13 protein-coding genes are annotated in these 14,507 nt (G+C 62.0%); 5 read left to right on the top strand and 8 right to left on the bottom strand.

Annotated features, from left to right (window positions below):
- The first annotated feature begins 10 nt into the window (after positions 1-10).
- Together ACYQ54_RS18410 and ACYQ54_RS18405 are read left to right on the top strand one after the other, a co-directional pair.
- On the top strand, positions 11-433 hold the full coding sequence (locus ACYQ54_RS18410; RefSeq protein ID WP_460085157.1) for a DUF2852 domain-containing protein: 423 nt from the start codon (positions 11-13) through the stop codon (positions 431-433).
- A gap of 209 nt (positions 434-642) precedes the next feature.
- Entirely contained in the window at positions 643-1,380 is a 738-nt protein-coding gene (locus ACYQ54_RS18405; protein WP_460086099.1) for a M48 family metallopeptidase, read from the top strand.
- Positions 1,381-1,392: 12 nt separating this feature from the next.
- Here ACYQ54_RS18405 and ACYQ54_RS18400 read toward each other — a convergent pair whose 3' ends face one another.
- A complete protein-coding gene (locus ACYQ54_RS18400) occupies positions 1,393-2,289 on the bottom strand; it encodes an EamA family transporter (protein ID WP_460085154.1) in 897 nt (298 codons plus the stop codon).
- Positions 2,286-2,579, bottom strand: a complete 294-nt coding sequence (locus tag ACYQ54_RS18395) for a hypothetical protein (protein ID WP_460085152.1) — start codon at positions 2,577-2,579, stop codon at positions 2,286-2,288. Before ACYQ54_RS18395 ends, ACYQ54_RS18400 begins: the two co-directional genes overlap by 4 nt.
- 87 nt (positions 2,580-2,666) lie before the next feature.
- Between ACYQ54_RS18395 and ACYQ54_RS18390 the strand changes: the two genes are divergently transcribed.
- Both ACYQ54_RS18390 and ACYQ54_RS18385 read left to right on the top strand, forming a co-directional pair.
- A complete protein-coding gene (locus tag ACYQ54_RS18390; RefSeq protein ID WP_460085149.1) occupies positions 2,667-3,500 on the top strand; it encodes a LysR family transcriptional regulator in 834 nt (277 codons plus the stop codon).
- Positions 3,501-3,577: 77 nt separating this feature from the next.
- Positions 3,578-4,015, top strand: coding sequence for a hypothetical protein (locus tag ACYQ54_RS18385; RefSeq protein ID WP_460085147.1), 438 nt, complete (start codon positions 3,578-3,580; stop codon positions 4,013-4,015).
- 260 nt (positions 4,016-4,275) lie between these two features.
- Here the strand turns inward: ACYQ54_RS18385 and ACYQ54_RS18380 are convergent, their stop codons facing one another.
- From ACYQ54_RS18380 to ACYQ54_RS18365, 4 genes are all read right to left on the bottom strand, one after another.
- On the bottom strand, positions 4,276-6,516 hold the full coding sequence (locus tag ACYQ54_RS18380) for a transglycosylase domain-containing protein (RefSeq protein WP_460085144.1): 2,241 nt from the start codon (positions 6,514-6,516) through the stop codon (positions 4,276-4,278).
- 267 nt (positions 6,517-6,783) lie between these two features.
- On the bottom strand, positions 6,784-7,725 hold the full coding sequence (olsB, locus tag ACYQ54_RS18375; protein ID WP_460086097.1) for a l-ornithine N(alpha)-acyltransferase: 942 nt from the start codon (positions 7,723-7,725) through the stop codon (positions 6,784-6,786).
- Between the two features lie 290 nt (positions 7,726-8,015).
- Complete coding sequence (locus ACYQ54_RS18370; RefSeq protein WP_460085141.1) at positions 8,016-10,442, bottom strand: ATP-binding protein; 2,427 nt, start codon at positions 10,440-10,442, stop codon at positions 8,016-8,018.
- Between the two features lie 107 nt (positions 10,443-10,549).
- Positions 10,550-10,966 carry an Lrp/AsnC family transcriptional regulator gene (locus ACYQ54_RS18365; RefSeq protein ID WP_460085138.1) on the bottom strand — a complete coding sequence of 139 codons (417 nt, stop codon included), beginning with the start codon at positions 10,964-10,966 and terminating at the stop codon, positions 10,550-10,552.
- 129 nt (positions 10,967-11,095) lie between these two features.
- Between ACYQ54_RS18365 and ACYQ54_RS18360 the strand changes: the two genes are divergently transcribed.
- Complete coding sequence (locus ACYQ54_RS18360) at positions 11,096-11,353, top strand: cupin domain-containing protein (protein WP_460085135.1); 258 nt, start codon at positions 11,096-11,098, stop codon at positions 11,351-11,353.
- A gap of 377 nt (positions 11,354-11,730) precedes the next feature.
- Here ACYQ54_RS18360 and trpS read toward each other — a convergent pair whose 3' ends face one another.
- Together trpS and murJ are read right to left on the bottom strand one after the other, a co-directional pair.
- On the bottom strand, positions 11,731-12,810 hold the full coding sequence (gene trpS, locus ACYQ54_RS18355) for a tryptophan--tRNA ligase (protein WP_460085132.1): 1,080 nt from the start codon (positions 12,808-12,810) through the stop codon (positions 11,731-11,733).
- 120 nt (positions 12,811-12,930) lie between these two features.
- Complete coding sequence (gene murJ, locus ACYQ54_RS18350) at positions 12,931-14,493, bottom strand: murein biosynthesis integral membrane protein MurJ (RefSeq protein ID WP_460085129.1); 1,563 nt, start codon at positions 14,491-14,493, stop codon at positions 12,931-12,933.
- Positions 14,494-14,507 lie beyond the last annotated feature (14 nt).

Below are 14,507 nucleotides of genomic sequence, written 5' to 3'. Positions count from 1 at the left end.
GGATAGGACGATGACAACAGCTAAAAGTTGCATGATCAAACCTGCCTGGACGCCGGTAACTATCGGCCTGATGGTGCTGGGGTTTGTGGCATTCTGGCCGCTTGGGCTTGCCATGCTTGCCTACATTCTGTGGGGCGACCGCTTTGAAGGCATGCTCCGCGATGCGAAAGATCAGTGGCGGGGCAGCCCGCTGAAGGGAGCCTTCGAGCAGATGAACACGACTTCCCATGCCCGCACGGGCAACGTCGCATTTGACGACTATCGTGAGCGTGAACTGAAGCGCCTGGAAGAAGAGCGGGCAAAGCTCGACACCATGCGCGCCGAGTTCGACGATTTCCTCCGTGAGCTGCGCCGTGCGCGCGACCAGGAAGAATTCGACCGCTTCATGGCCAACCGGGGCCGCAGCAACGGCGGCGAAGCCGCACCGTTGTAAAGTCTCCTCCTCCCGGACCCGTTCCCCGATGGCCAGACCAAGAGCGGCGCCTGCAAAGGCGCCGCTCTTGTCCGTTCCAGGGCAAGCATCTCTGCCACCCTTTGTCCGGGCGCCATAATTCCAATATGTCTTCGCCTTCAGAATTGCCGCGAAATCGCTCGCAAGTTCGCTAAAATCGACACAACTGATTCGTTGGACCTTCGCCCTTGATGTTTCTCCGCGCCGGCAAGAAATCGCTGCCCGACCATATCGAGATCGACACCGGCGCCAGAGCCGTGCGCATTCGCCTCAAGGCCAATCCACGGGCGCAGCGCTATCTCCTGCGTTTGCCGGCAGACCGCTCCGGCCCGGTGCTCACCGTTCCCAAGGGTGGAGATCTTGCCCGTGCCGAGCGGTTCGCGCGCCAGCATATCGACTGGCTGATCGAACGGCTGCAGGACAGGCCGGACCATGTCACCTTCCTGCCCGGGGAAACCGTGCCGCTGCGTGGTGAAGATCATCTCATCGTGCCGACGGGCAAGCTGCGCGGACTGATCACGCTGGGCCGCACCGAGACGGAGCTTCCGGCGCTTTTCGTTCCGGGTGCCGAAGATCACATTCCGCGCAAGGTCACCACATGGCTGAAGGAGCAGGCCCGCACCGACCTCACGACGCGCACCGCCCTTCATGCTGCGACCATCGGCAAGAAGGTCGCCGCGATCAGCATCCGCGACACCACCAGCCGCTGGGGCTCCTGCGCATCCAACGGGCGGCTGTCCTTTTCCTGGCGGCTCATTCTCGCCCCGCCCGAAATCCTCGACTATGTCGCGGCCCACGAGGTGGCGCATCTGAAGGAAATGAACCATTCGGCGCGCTTCTGGCGCCTGTGCGAGGAGCTTGCCCCACAGACGCCGAGGGCCCGCGTCTGGCTGAAGCAGAACGGCGTCCGCCTGCACGGATACGGTTGACGCCGAAGGTTTTCACACCCCGCGCCACCCGGTTATCCGCCGCAATCGCGCGGCGGATGGCCATCCGAACAGATTGATGCAAAGTCCCGACACCACCAGCGCTGCCGCGCCCAGTTTCCACCGCTGCAAGGGTTCGCCCAGAACAAGGGCGGCGGACACCATGCCGACAATCGGCACCAGCAAGGTGAAGGGCGCAACGGTCGCGGCCGGATATCTGGCCAGGAGCCCGCTCCACACCGAAAAGCCCAGCAAGGTCGTCGGGTAGACGATGTAAAACAAGGCCAGAATTCCGCGCCAGGTCACGGTTTCATAGACCTGCCGGTAGACCCCGGGCCCTTCGATAACGGCTGACAGAAGCAACAGCGGCACCGGGGCCACAAGGCTGCCCCAGGCAACCAGCGACAGCAGGTCGACAGATCCGATCCGCTTGGTAACGAGATTGGCGATCGCCCAGGAACAGGCGGCCAGAACGACCAGAAAAAGCCCGGTCAGCGTTGTGCTGCCGCTCAGGTTAAAGGCCACAAGACCGAGGCCCGCAGCGGCAAGAAGAGCCCCGAAAATCTGCGCCCGCCCGGCCGTTTCACCCAGAAAGGCCACGGCAAGTGCAATGGTGATGAACACGTGAGCCTGCAGGATCAGCGAAGCCAGCCCGGCCGGCATCCCCACATACATGCCGGCAAACAGAAGACCGAACTGCAGCGCGAACATGAACAGGCCGAACAGGACGACCAGCTTTATCGCCGTGCGGGGTCGCTTCAGGAAAAACACCGCCGGCAAGGCTGCCAGGGCAAAGCGCAAGGCTGCGAACAGGATCGGTGGCAGTTCTTGCAGGCCGATCTTGATGACCACGAAATTCACCCCCCAGACAGACACGACAAGGAGCGCGAGCGCTATGTCCCGTCCCCTCACCGGCGGGTCTCCGGCTGGCCTTCGGTCGCCGGTTTGCGCTTGTGCGCTTCCGTTATGATCGTCTTGTTGAGGATGCGAACCTCACCGACCATCAACAGCCGCATGTCGCGCACAATGTAGTCCGCAAGCTCCGTGTCCGGGATATCGTTTCCCATGATATCGAGCCGGAAGCCCTGTCCCTGGATGCCGCCACCGTTCGAGAAGTCGATTTCGAAATCGAAACAGACCCGCTTTTCGCTGTGCGGCTGGCATTCCTGCAGGTCTGTGTCATTCGTCTGTGCATGTGTCATGGCTTGTCTCCTCAAATGGACATAGCCAGCATTCGGTACTATTGTGAAATTAATAGTTTGAGGCTTATTGAGAAGAAAAATTACTCAATGGATGAACACGTCCTGCGCACCTTCGTTGCCGTCTGCGACCGGCAGAGCTTTCGCGCCGCTGGTGAAGATGTCGGGCGCACCCAGTCCGCCGTCAGCCAGCAAATCAAGGGCCTGGAAGCCGAACTCGGCGTTCAGCTGTTCGAACGCTCGACCCGTTCGGTTGAGATGACCCCCGCCGGACAAACCTTCTACAGCCACGCCTGCAATCTGTTGTCCTTGCACCGCGAAGCGGTGTCCGCCGCGCGCGGGGCGTCAGCACGGCCGCATCTGCGCATCGGCGCTACGGACGACATCGCGGCCTACGGCCTGGTGCCTAAACTACGGGCGCTGGAAGACGGTACGGAGCCCTGCTTTCTCGACCTGGAAACCCGCCCCTCGCAAATGCTTCTGGCAGGGCTTGGCTCCCGGTTCGATCTGGCAATCGTGGTGTCGCCCGAACGCTCCCGGACCGGCGAGCTTGTCGCCAGGGTGCCGCTTGTCTGGCTCGGCAGCGCGGCGCTGGCCGCCTCTCCGCGGGCCGTACCGCTTGCGGTCTATGCCGACAGATGCGCCATGCGCGATGCCGCCATTGCCGCACTTGATGGAAAAGGCGTGAAATGGACCACCAAGGCGACAGTCTCCGGCCTCATTGTCATCGAGGCAGCCGTCCGCGCCGGCGTCGCCGTGTCTCCGGCCCTTGCCGGGTTCCACGCCGCCGACCTGCCTAAGGTTACCTCGCTGCCCGCTCTGGCGTATCTGGACCTTCGCATCGTCGCCGGAACGCCGCTTGGTGAAACATACCTGCCGCATGTTCGCCAGGGCCTGCTGACGCATATCGCGGCAAGAGGATAAACGGCACGCCCGGCAAAACCAGTTGCAAACACGGGAGAATGTGCTTCGATTCCCCTGGGGACGCTGGGAGAGGCAACATGACAGTCTGGAAATATCCGATCAGAGCCGCCGCGCTGGCCTTGCTGGGGCTGGTCTTGCCGGGTCTGACCTTCATCGGTCAGGCCATGGCTGACAGCTGCTGGAACCACAACGGCTCGCTCATGCGCCTGCAGGCGCAGGGCAATCAACGCTGGCTGTCTTACGAAGTGCCTAAACCCGTGTTGCGCAATGCCGGTGTCCAGCGCGGCACGCTGCTCTTCAACGGCGCCAAGAACGGCAACTGGTATTCCGGCACCGCCCGGGTGTTTTCCAAATACTGCCCGGGATCACCGCTGGAATATTTCGTCGAAGGCCCGGTGCGCGGCGACCAGCTTCAGGTCACGGTCACCGGAACCCGCGAAGTCTTCAACCGCTGCCGCCCGACCGGCCGCTTCACCACCGACACGCTGGTATTCACCTACAGCCATCAGTGCTGAGACGGACATTAAAGCGCTGGGTCTGCGGAAAAACGTTGTGTGGAGCAAGGGCCCATCCTTCGAGACAGGCCTTTGGCCTTCCTCAGGATGAGGTTCAATATGTTGATGTTCCAAGGCTCTCGGCACGCATCACCCTCATCCTGAGGATGGCTGTAACTGCCCGTCTCGAAGGATGGGCTGCCAACTCGATCGGGACCCCCAAAACCACCTGAAACGACTTCGAAAACGGCCATTTGAGCCGTAAACGATTTTCTTCGGTATCAGCCGCCACCAAACAGATTGCGCAGCAGGTTCAGCGGGCCGCGGCGTTCGCCGTTGCCTTCGCCGCCGCCAATGGGGGCTGGCGGGATCGGGTCGCTGCCGGAGCCGACGGTTTCCACCGGACCGGGTTTGCGCGGGGCGGAGACGGTTGCCGGCACATCCGGGACGCCGGGCAGGTCCGCCATGGGCAGGCCCTCATGTGCCGCGTCCATCACCTCTTTCCACACGGTGGCGGGCAGCCCGCCGCCGGTTGCCTTGCGTGTGGGCGAGTTGTCGTCATTGCCGAACCAGACGGCGGTGGTCAGGTTGCCGGTATAGCCGATGAACCAGGCGTCGCGGAAATCCTGGCTGGTACCGGTCTTGCCGCCGGCGGGACGTCCGCTTTCCAGCCGTGCCTTTCGGCCTGTGCCGGTCAACAGGGTTTCCGACATCATCATGTTCATTTCACCGACCAGCCGGCGATCGATCACGCGGCCACGGCCGTCGCCGGAGCGTGAGTACAGCGTCTTGCCGTCCACGGTCTTGATCCGCCGGATCACGTGCGGCAGCACGCCGTAGCCTCCGTTGGAAAAGGGCACATAGGCACCGGCGATTTCCAGCGGCGTGACTTCGGAGGTTCCGAGCGCAATCGACAGGTTGTTCTTCATTTCCGAGGTCACGCCGAGCCGCTTGGCGGTGTCGGCAACGGTTCCCGCGCCGACCTCATAGGTCAGCTGCGCGGCCACGGTGTTGAGCGACAGGCTGAGCGCCCGTGTCAGCGTCACCGGGCCGTAATAGTCCTTGGAATAGTTTTTCGGCGACCAGTTGCCGAACCGGACCGGCTGGTCCTGGCGGATGGTCTGGGGCGACAGGCCGTTTTCGAGCGCGGCCAGATAGACGAACGGCTTGAAGGACGAGCCCGGTTGACGCTTGGCATAGGCCGCGCGGTTAAACTGGCTCTTGGAATAATCGGCTCCGCCGACCAGCGCCTTTACGGCGCCAGCGGTATCCAGCGTCACGACCGCTCCCTGGGAGACGCCGTATTTCTGACGGTTCTCCTTCAGGGCGCTGCGCAGTGCGTTTTCGGCAGCCCGCTGCATCTTCGGGTCGATGGTGGTGTCGACAACGATATCGGCTTCGATCGAACCGATGAAATGCGGCAGCACGTCCATCACCCAGTCGGCGGCGTAGTTCTCGCTGGCGGTGGTGTAGCGGCGCACAACCTTGGCGGGCGCGGCAAGGGCGTTCTTGGCCTCGTCGCCGGTGATGTAGCCTTCCTCGTGCATGGCGGCGAGAACGAGCTGGGCCCGGTCCTCGGCAAGGTCGGGGTTGCGGGCGGGAGAATAGCGCGACGGCGCCTTGAGCAGACCGGCAATGGTGGCGGCTTCCGGAATGGTCAAAAGCCGTGCCGACTTGCCGAAGTAGCGCCGGGCCGCGGCATCCACACCATAGGCGCCGGAGCCGAGATAGACCCGGTTCAAGTACATTTCCAGGATCTCGTCCTTGGAATATTCGGCTTCCAGCCAGAAGGCGAGCACCAGTTCCTGAATCTTGCGCTTGATCGTCCTGTCCTGTTCCAGGAACAGGTTCTTGGCAAGCTGCTGCGTCAGCGTCGAGCCGCCCTGCTGCAGGCGGCCGGAGGTGAAGTTGGTATAGACGGCACGCGCAAGGCCGACGGGATCGACACCGAAATGGGAGCGAAAGCGCCGGTCCTCGATGGCGATGACGGCGTTGGGCAGATAGGGAGGCAACTGCTCCAGGCGCACGGCCTCACCGCCGGTATCACCCCGGTTTGCCAGCAATTCGCCATTGGCGGCGACGATCTTGACGTTGGGCGGGCGCGCCGGAACCTGCCATTCGGAGGTCGGCGGCAGAAAGGCGGCGTAATAGCCGACCAGGCAGACAACCGCGATGGTGCCCCAGATGCCGAGCACCATGCTCCAGTAAAAGCCACGCTTGAGGAAGCGGCCGAATGCCGTCGGCGCCTGAAACCTGTTCTTGCGCTTGGTCTTGCGTCGCTTGGCGCCGGACCGGCCACCACCCCGTCCGCTGCCGCCGCCATTGCCTTTCTTGGCTGTCTTGCGCGTGGAGGAAGCGGGCTTTTTCTTGGCCGGAGCCTTGCGGGTCTTGCCCTTGCCGGACGATTTGGAAGAAGGCGCGGCTGGACGATCCTGCGGGCTTAAACGCAGGTCGAGCAGGCTGCTGCCTGAATTTCCGAATGTCGGTTCAACACGCGGCTGGCGTTTCGCCCGAGGCGCCATTGATCCTTCGTCCCCTAACTCCGTACCAACCAGGTTGGCGTTATCCGGCAAAGTGCCGGTTTCCCCGGAGATGAGCTTAAATTGCGGCGATTTAAGGGGGCGTTAAGGCTACGGGGAATTGCGTGATTTGCGGGGGGAAATGAGGGAGGTGCCGAGCCGGGCAGGCAAAGCGTCTGAAACCGCTGTCACCCGGACGCAAGAAGGCGGGCAGTCCGGGTCCATGGTTCCGGCCGCAGTGGTGCAGGGAATGCCAGAAACACCAGGCGCTTAGCTGGAATAGCGGCTTGCGTCGGCGCCGTAATAATTGACGTAGCGCGTGTTGAGTTCGGACACCGGCATGATGATCAGCACGTCCGTCGTGCCGAACTGGTGATCGATCACGGCCCCGTCGCCGATGAACGCGCCAAGGCGCAAATAGCCCTTCACCAGCGGCGGCAGGGCCCGCAGGGCTTCCTTGGAATTGAGTTCCTCGGCCGACATGCGGTTCATTTCGACGTATCTGTCTTCCACCGCGCGCACGCGCCATTCTTCCGGGGCACGGGCATGGTGATGAAGGAAGGCGAGCTGGCCGGCGACGGCATCCGGATTGGTGCCTTCGATCGAGGCACAGCCGAGCATGACATCGATGTTGTGGCGCAGGACATAAGACCAGATGCCGTGCCACAGCAGCTCGACGGTCTTCTTGTTGCGGTAGGGCTTCAGAACGCAGGACCGGCCGAGCTCCATGAAGCGCTTGCCGGGATTGGCATCGATCAGCGACTGGATGTCGTATTCGGCAGCGGTATAGAAACCGGTATGTTGATCGGCGATTTCCTGGCGCAGGATCCGGTAGGTACCTACGATTTCGGGTTTCAGGCGGCCCAGCTTGTTGCGCTTCAGCAAGTCGTGGTCAACCACCAGCAGGTGGTCGCAATAGGCATCGAAGGGGTCGGCATCGCGGCGCGTGGCCAGCGTATGGGCATCCGCAATCGCCGACATTTCCTCGTAGAAAACGTCATAGCGCAGGCGCTGCGCCTTCTTCACTTCCTTGAAGTTGCGGGCCATCCGCACTTCCAGAGAGCCAATCCGGCCAAGCGTTTCGCCGGTCTTGACCGGTGTCTGCAGAGCAGGTCCGATGCGCTGTGCGTTTGGAAGGCTGGCGTCCGGGCGCATCGCTGCCGGTGTGAATTTCCTGACCAGTTTCCTGGGAGAAAAAAGCCCTTGCCGCATTATGGACATTCCACCCTCGTGTATTCCTTATGGCGCACTTTACAGGATTCACAGCTTGCCGTCTGTTTCACCTGCCGAATTACCTTCGCCGGAACAGGAAGTCCGAACCTGGCCAGTGTGCTTCAAGCTTGCCGTAGAACATACTATTCCGACAGCTGGATGACACTTGGTTTTTTGCGCCGTGTTTTCCACGAACGAGCTTAGCCCACTCTTGCGGCTTTGTGAATTTTTGCGAGCGTCGGCGGAAGCGTTGCCACTTCAAGCTGTTGCGACCCGGATGGACTGGTTCGTCAGGTGCGGCTGATTTCAGCCAGCGCATCGGAAATCGCTTCCACCGAAAGCGGCTTCGTCAGATAGCCTGCGGCCCCGACTTCAGTGGCCTTGTCCCGCGCATCCTTCATCACATCCGCGGTCACGATCAGCACCGGCACATTGGCCCGTCCGGCGGCCTGTTCGTCCGCGCGGATCTGGCGGATGGCCTGGAACCCGTCGAGACCGGGCATGTGCAGGTCCATCAGGATCGCGTCATAAGCGCCGCTGGCGGCTTCTTCCACGGCCTTTTCGCCGTCAATCACCATCACCGGCACGTGGCCGAGCTTGCGCAGCATGGCTTCGCTCAAAAGGCGGTTGATGTCGTTGTCCTCGGCCACGAGCAGGCGCAGTGGCCGGGCCGGAACCTTGTAGCGGTTCGGCAGGAAACCGTTGCTGACGGGTTCCGCGCTCGCGTCCCAGGCATGTTCCATGCCGTCGTCGTCCAGAAGGCCGGAAAAGATCTGAACAAGGGTCTCTATGCGCACGGGGCGGATCAGATAGGCGGCATAACCGGCTTCGCGCAGGTGTTCCAGGCGCTCGCGCTCGGGCGGCGCGATCATGACCACGGCAGGAGCCTTGCACCCGGTCAGGCGGGCCGAAGCCAGCCAGCCACCACTGTCGGACAGGGCGCCATTGTCAACCACCAGCAGATCGGCTTCGGCCAGCGCGGAATCGAGGTCCGCGCTGCCCGGAGCGTGCACGCTCACGTCGGCCGCGTGATATCGCAGCCGTCTGGCCAGCAGCGGGCATTCGATCTGGCTGGTGCTGACGAACACGATCCTGCGGCCTTCAAGCTTGGCCAGCCGCGGGTCGGTGTCGGCAACAAGGGATTCGGGGATCGGCAGGGATACACGGAACAGCGCGCCACCGTCGCCGGCGGGTTGCGCGGCGATTTCGCCGCCCATCAGGCCGGCCAGCCGCTGGGCAATGGCAAGACCGAGGCCGGTACCGCCGAACTTGCGCGCCGGGCCGTGGTCGACCTGCTCGAATTCCTGGAACAGCCGCTCGGCTTCCTGCTCGTCAAAGCCGATGCCGCTGTCGCGCACATCGATATCGAGAAAACCGCCTCCGTCCGGATTGGGACGTCCGGTCAGTTCCACTGCGACGCCGCCTTCATCCGTGAACTTGATGCCGTTACCGATGAGATTGTAAAGGATCTGGCGGACACGGGTGGCGTCCAGCGTCACCTCCTCCGGCAGGTTCGGATCGAGCATCGCGCCGATTTCAAGCGACTTGGCGTGGGCCTTGGGTGCAAGCAGTTCGACGACGCTTTCCACCAGTGCGCCAACCCGCACCGGAGCTGCCTGAATGTCGAGCTTGCCGGCTTCCACCTTGGAAAAGTCCAGCACTTCGTCGATCAGAAGCAGCAATGTTTCACCGGAAGTTTCCAGCGCTTCGATATAGGCGCTCTGTTCCTTTGTCAGGCGGGTGTCGCGCAGGAGCGCGGCCATGCCGAGAACGCCGTTCAGCGGAGTGCGTATCTCGTGGCTGACGGTTGCCAGGAAACGGGACTTTGCCTCGTTGGAACTCTCCGCCGAATGGCGGGCGGCCAGCAATTCTTCTTCTATCAGGCGCCGTTCGGTCACGTCGCGCAAAACGGTCTGCACAAGCTGCCGGTCCGTGGTGGTGTCGCGCACCGGAATGTCGATGCGTGAGAACCAGCGCGGGCCCTGCGCGGTGTCGATATGCAGATCCTGAAAGCCCATTCCCGGGGTTGTCTTGTCCAGAGCCTGCGTGACCGCGCTCTCGAAGCCGACCTCCTCAAGCAACGGCAGGTGCAGCGTACTGCCAGGCTGCAAGGCATGCCCAACCCCGAACACATCGTCGGCGGCCGAATTGACATAGGTGATTGTGCCGTCCTGATCGCGCCGGACCACGACGTCACCGAGTGTTGCCAGAATGCTGGCATGACGTTCGTCGGATTCGCCGAGCTCCCAGGCGCGGTCTTCCAGTTCCTCGCAGCGTGCCATCAGACGGCGGATCTTGTCGTCCTTCACGTGAAGCGCCTGCACCGATCGCTGCATGTCGTCGGCAAACAGCCGCCAGACAGCCAGTCCACCGGCAAAAAAGGTGAGACCCAGGCCGAGAAACCGGTTCAGGCCTTCGCTGGAAATCATGATAAAGCCCGCGGCAAGGCCGATGATCATGCCGGCCAGGGCAAGATGCTGCAGTGATTTGGCGGGAGCGGAAACGGGAAGGTCGGTCGCCCGGCGGCCGGGCCCGACGTCAGGACCGTCATCAGAGCTGGCGTCCTCGTCGCCACGGGTTTCGGCGCGGCTTGAATATTCTTCTGTAGTTACGGCATCCGCAGAAGAAAGCTTTTGCTCTTCGCCAAAGAATTTGTCCTGCGTGTCATCGGCTTCAGGCGCGGCGTTGGCGGCGCGTTCGCTGTTTTGACTGACCAAGATAACTACTCTCTACAAGATCCTGTTGTCTTGAGAGTGCGATGTAAACTTTGAGAAACCGTTTCATTGCCTGACAAAAAAAGTAAATCAGGGGTTACCTGCCGCGTTCATATCCAGTCTTTCAGCACCGGATGGGTCTCGACATTGGCAATTCCATCAAGGGCAGCAATACGGTTGCGAAGCTCGGCGAGATCCTTCAGCGTCCGGGCACGCACAAGCAGGACCATGTCCCGGTCGCCGGAAATCGAGCGGCACTGGAGTACCTCCTCGAATGTCGAAACAACCGGTGCGATGGCCGCGCAGGTGGCCGACCCCGTCCTTATCCAGAGATAGGCTTCGATCGCGGCCGGATCGGGATCGCTGACCCGGATCGTATAGGCGCGGATGACACCGCCTTCTTCCAGCTTCCGGACCCGGGCCTGAACGCTGGAGCGCGCCAGCCCGACGTGGGCTGCCAGCGTCTTTACGGGTGTCCGGCTGTCGGCTTCCAACAGCTTCAGCAAGGTCCGGTCGATTGCATCCATGGGGTCTTCTATCATTGTCCCTGGCCGGAAACTGCCGGCAAATGACCGGCGGAACCGGTCAAAATGCCGAAGGAAACGGCGGCCTGTCCGCGATAGCACATATGTGTGGTTTCGCAGCGGGAGAGTTTCATGGAATTTCATCTCGATACAAGCAGCTTTACGGCAGAAAGAGCCTGGGGTTCACGTCTGATTGGTGAACTGGACGGCGTCACGGTCCGCCTGCACTGGACGGACACGCCGTACAAATGGCACGTCAACGACGGCCCGGAAGTCTTCGTGGTGCTGTCGGGCACGGTCGACATGCACTACCGCGAGGCCGGAACCGAAAAGGTTCAGCGCCTCAACGCAGGCCAGATTTTTTCGCCGATGACGGCGATGCTCATGTAGCCCATCCCGTGGGCGAGGCAAGGGTTCTTGTCGTGGAGCGCAAGGAGAGCGTCTGAAAGGGCAGCCCACTGGGCAGCCCGCTGGACAGACGCAGCGGCAATGTACAAAGTGGCTGGTTAGTCCAGTCGGCCGGATGAAAGTCCCAACCTCTCAATCCATCCCCTGACCTTCTCCCACGGCAAAACTTTGCCAATTGGGGCGTATCGGCATGGATCCCATGGTCGAGCCATGGGCTGGCGGGCTGGAAGGGTATGAGGCCGATCTCCGCTTTTTCCGGGCAAGGCGCAACGTGAAACGTTACGGATTACGGTTACTTCAACAAAAAAACCCGGCAGAAGTCTGCCGGGTTTTCAGGTTCAGGTTGTTGTCGCGCCCGCTTACCGGACGTCGAGAAAACCGATGATCTTGCGAACATCCTTCAGCACCGGTTCCGCGATCGTGGAGGCCTTTTCAGCGCCTTCCTTCAGGACGGCGTCGATCTGTGCCTTGTCGTCCATCAGGCGGCGCATTTCGTCGGTCATCGGCGAGAGTTTCGTCACCGCCAAGTCGGACAAGGCTGGCTTGAACGCCGAGAACTGCTGACCGCCGTATTCCTTCAGGACGTCGGCCTTGGTCGTGCCGCTCAGGGCGGCATAGATGCCGACCAGGTTGTCTGCTTCCGGACGGCCTTCAAGACCGCCGGTTTCGCTTGGCAGCGCGTCCGGATCGGTCTTGGCTTTCTTGATCTTCTTGGAGATCGAGTCCGCGTCGTCCGTCAGGTTGATGCGCGACAGGTCCGACGGATCGGACTTCGACATCTTCTTGGTGCCGTCGCGCAGCGACATGATTCGGGTGGCCGGACCGGCGATCATGGGCTCCGTCATCGGGAAATAGAGATATTCCGGCAGTTCCGGCGAAGGCGTCGGGTTCGCAATGCCGATATCCAGCTCCTTGATGCGCTCCGCAAAGTCGTTGTTGAATTTGGCGGCGATGTCGCGGGTCAGTTCCAGGTGCTGCTTCTGGTCGTCGCCGACAGGAACGTGCGTCGCGCGGTAGGCCAGAATGTCGGCAGCCATCAGGCTCGGATAGGCGAACAGGCCAACGGACGCGTTTTCCTTGTTCTTCCCGGCCTTTTCCTTGAACTGGGTCATGCGGTTGAGCCAGCCCATGCGCGCCACGCAATTGAAGATCCAGGCAAGTTCGGTGTGTTCGCGAACCTGACTCTGGTTGAAGATGATCGATTTCTTCGGATCGATGCCGGCGGCCATATAGGCCGCGGTCACTTCACGGGTTGCCTGGGCAAGCTCGTGCGGATCCGGAAACCCTGCGGTGATGGCATGGCTGTCGACGACGCAGAAGATCGTCGGCATCTGATCCTGCAACGGAACCCAGCGCGAAACGGCGCCCAGATAGTTGCCAAGATGCAGGTTGCCTGTCGGCTGGACGCCGGAAAAGACACGGGGCTGGAACTCCGCCATTTCAAATCCCTTTAATGGTGCGGCCGGTTGGAAGGGCGCTATGAATGTTTGGGCGGGCCGGGTTTAAGCCCGGTCCGTGATCCATGCAAGCCGGAAACGGTGCGCTACGGCGTTTCGCGCTCAGGTGTTGCGCCGTCTCAACGCTTTCAGCATGCCGACGAGGTCGGAACCGCCGCTGAGTTGGGTGAACATGGCAAAGGTGACCATGCCGATGAGCACGAGAAGAACGAGACTGGCCGCCCGCACCGCCAGCCACGGTGCCGATAACCAGGGCGCCATGTAGATGGCGGCAAAATACACCGCGACCCCCATCAGCAGGCTGGCGAGCACCACCAGCGACAAGCGCCGGAGCAGCTTGAAGTCCGGCAGAAAATGGCCTCGCCGCCACAGGACGATGATCAGGAGGCCGGTGTTTACCCAGCCCGCCAGCGTGGTCGCCAGCGCGATGCCGACATGCTGGAGCACTGGAAAAAGCGCGATCGACAGGCCGACATTCACGATCATGCCGACAACGGCGAAGATCATCGGCGTCTTGGTGTCTTCCCGGGCGAAATAGCCGGGTGAAAACACCTTGTTCAGCACGAAGGCAGGCAGACCGAAGGCAAAAGCCGTCAGGGCCGCGGCGGTGCCTTCCACGGCGGCGGCATCGAAGCGCACCCTCTGGAACAGCACCGAGACGATTTCCTGCGGAATGACGGCCAGTGCCACCGCTGCCGGCAACGTCAGCACCAGCGAGAACTCCAGCGCGCGGTTGAGACTGTGCTGGTAAGCGCCCATTTGCCCGGCACGCAGTTGCCGGGTGAGGCTCGGCAGCAGAACCACGCCGATGGCTATGCCGATCACCCCGAGCGGCAACTGGTAGAGTCGGTCGGCAAAATACAGCAGTGCGTTGGCGCCTTCCTGCATGGAGGCGATGATCTGGCCGACGGCAATGTTGATCTGGGTGACACCTCCCGCAACCACGCCTGGAATACCAAGCATCAGCAGGCGTTTGGCGGACTTGGTGTAGCGCGGCCGGAAGACCGGGATCTTGAAGCCGAGGCGCTTCAGGTCGATGAGGACGACGATCAGCTGCACGACGCCGCCCACAGTGACGCCGATGGCCAGAATGATCCCGAGTGCGGTGTCGTCCTTGATCCCGAGATAAAGGACCCCGCCCAGAACGGCGCTCATCACCACGTTCAGCATCACCGGCGCGAAAGCGGCGGCGGCAAAGCGCTGGTAGGTGTTGAGGATGCCGCCGATGAAGGCCAGCATCGACATGAAGATCAGATAGGGAAAGGCGATCCGCGACATCAGCACCGTCAGATCGTATTTGGTCGGGTCTTCCACAAAGCCCGGCGCCAGCGCCCAGACCACCAGCGGCATGAAGATCTGCGCGAAGGCGGTCAGCACCAGCAGGCAGAACAGAAGCGCGGCACCGATTTCTCCGGCAAAACGTTTGGCACCCGCATCACCCTCCTCTTCGACCGTCCGACCGAACAGCGGGATGAAGGCGGAATTGAATGCCCCTTCCGCAAACAGCCGCCGGAACAGGTTGGGCAGACGGAAGGCCACCACAAAGGCATCGGCAACCGGACCGGCCCCGACGACGGCGGCCAGAAGCACGTCGCGGACAAAGCCGAGCAGGCGGCTCAACAGCGTCGCGCTGCCGACGGTTGCAAAATTGCGAACGAGACTCATGCCGGAAGGGCTCC

Source organism: Roseibium sp. LAB1, assembly GCF_054658235.1.
Note: the sequence above shows the minus strand (reverse complement) of the source record. Positions and strands in the feature narration are given on the sequence as shown.

What these genes read in the sequence shown, in the direction of transcription:
- ACYQ54_RS18410 (WP_460085157.1), top strand. Translation starts at nt 11, where the DNA reads ATGACAACAGCTAAAAGTTGCATGATCAAACCTGCCTGGACGCCGGTA.
- ACYQ54_RS18405 (WP_460086099.1), top strand. Translation starts at nt 643, where the DNA reads ATGTTTCTCCGCGCCGGCAAGAAATCGCTGCCCGACCATATCGAGATC.
- ACYQ54_RS18395 (WP_460085152.1), bottom strand. Translation starts at nt 2,579, where the DNA reads ATGACACATGCACAGACGAATGACACAGACCTGCAGGAATGCCAGCCG.
- ACYQ54_RS18390 (WP_460085149.1), top strand. Translation starts at nt 2,667, where the DNA reads ATGGATGAACACGTCCTGCGCACCTTCGTTGCCGTCTGCGACCGGCAG.
- ACYQ54_RS18385 (WP_460085147.1), top strand. Translation starts at nt 3,578, where the DNA reads ATGACAGTCTGGAAATATCCGATCAGAGCCGCCGCGCTGGCCTTGCTG.
- ACYQ54_RS18380 (WP_460085144.1), bottom strand. Translation starts at nt 6,516, where the DNA reads ATGGCGCCTCGGGCGAAACGCCAGCCGCGTGTTGAACCGACATTCGGA.
- olsB (WP_460086097.1), bottom strand. Translation starts at nt 7,725, where the DNA reads ATGCGGCAAGGGCTTTTTTCTCCCAGGAAACTGGTCAGGAAATTCACA.
- ACYQ54_RS18365 (WP_460085138.1), bottom strand. Translation starts at nt 10,966, where the DNA reads ATGGATGCAATCGACCGGACCTTGCTGAAGCTGTTGGAAGCCGACAGC.
- ACYQ54_RS18360 (WP_460085135.1), top strand. Translation starts at nt 11,096, where the DNA reads ATGGAATTTCATCTCGATACAAGCAGCTTTACGGCAGAAAGAGCCTGG.
- trpS (WP_460085132.1), bottom strand. Translation starts at nt 12,810, where the DNA reads ATGGCGGAGTTCCAGCCCCGTGTCTTTTCCGGCGTCCAGCCGACAGGC.
- murJ (WP_460085129.1), bottom strand. Translation starts at nt 14,493, where the DNA reads ATGAGTCTCGTTCGCAATTTTGCAACCGTCGGCAGCGCGACGCTGTTG.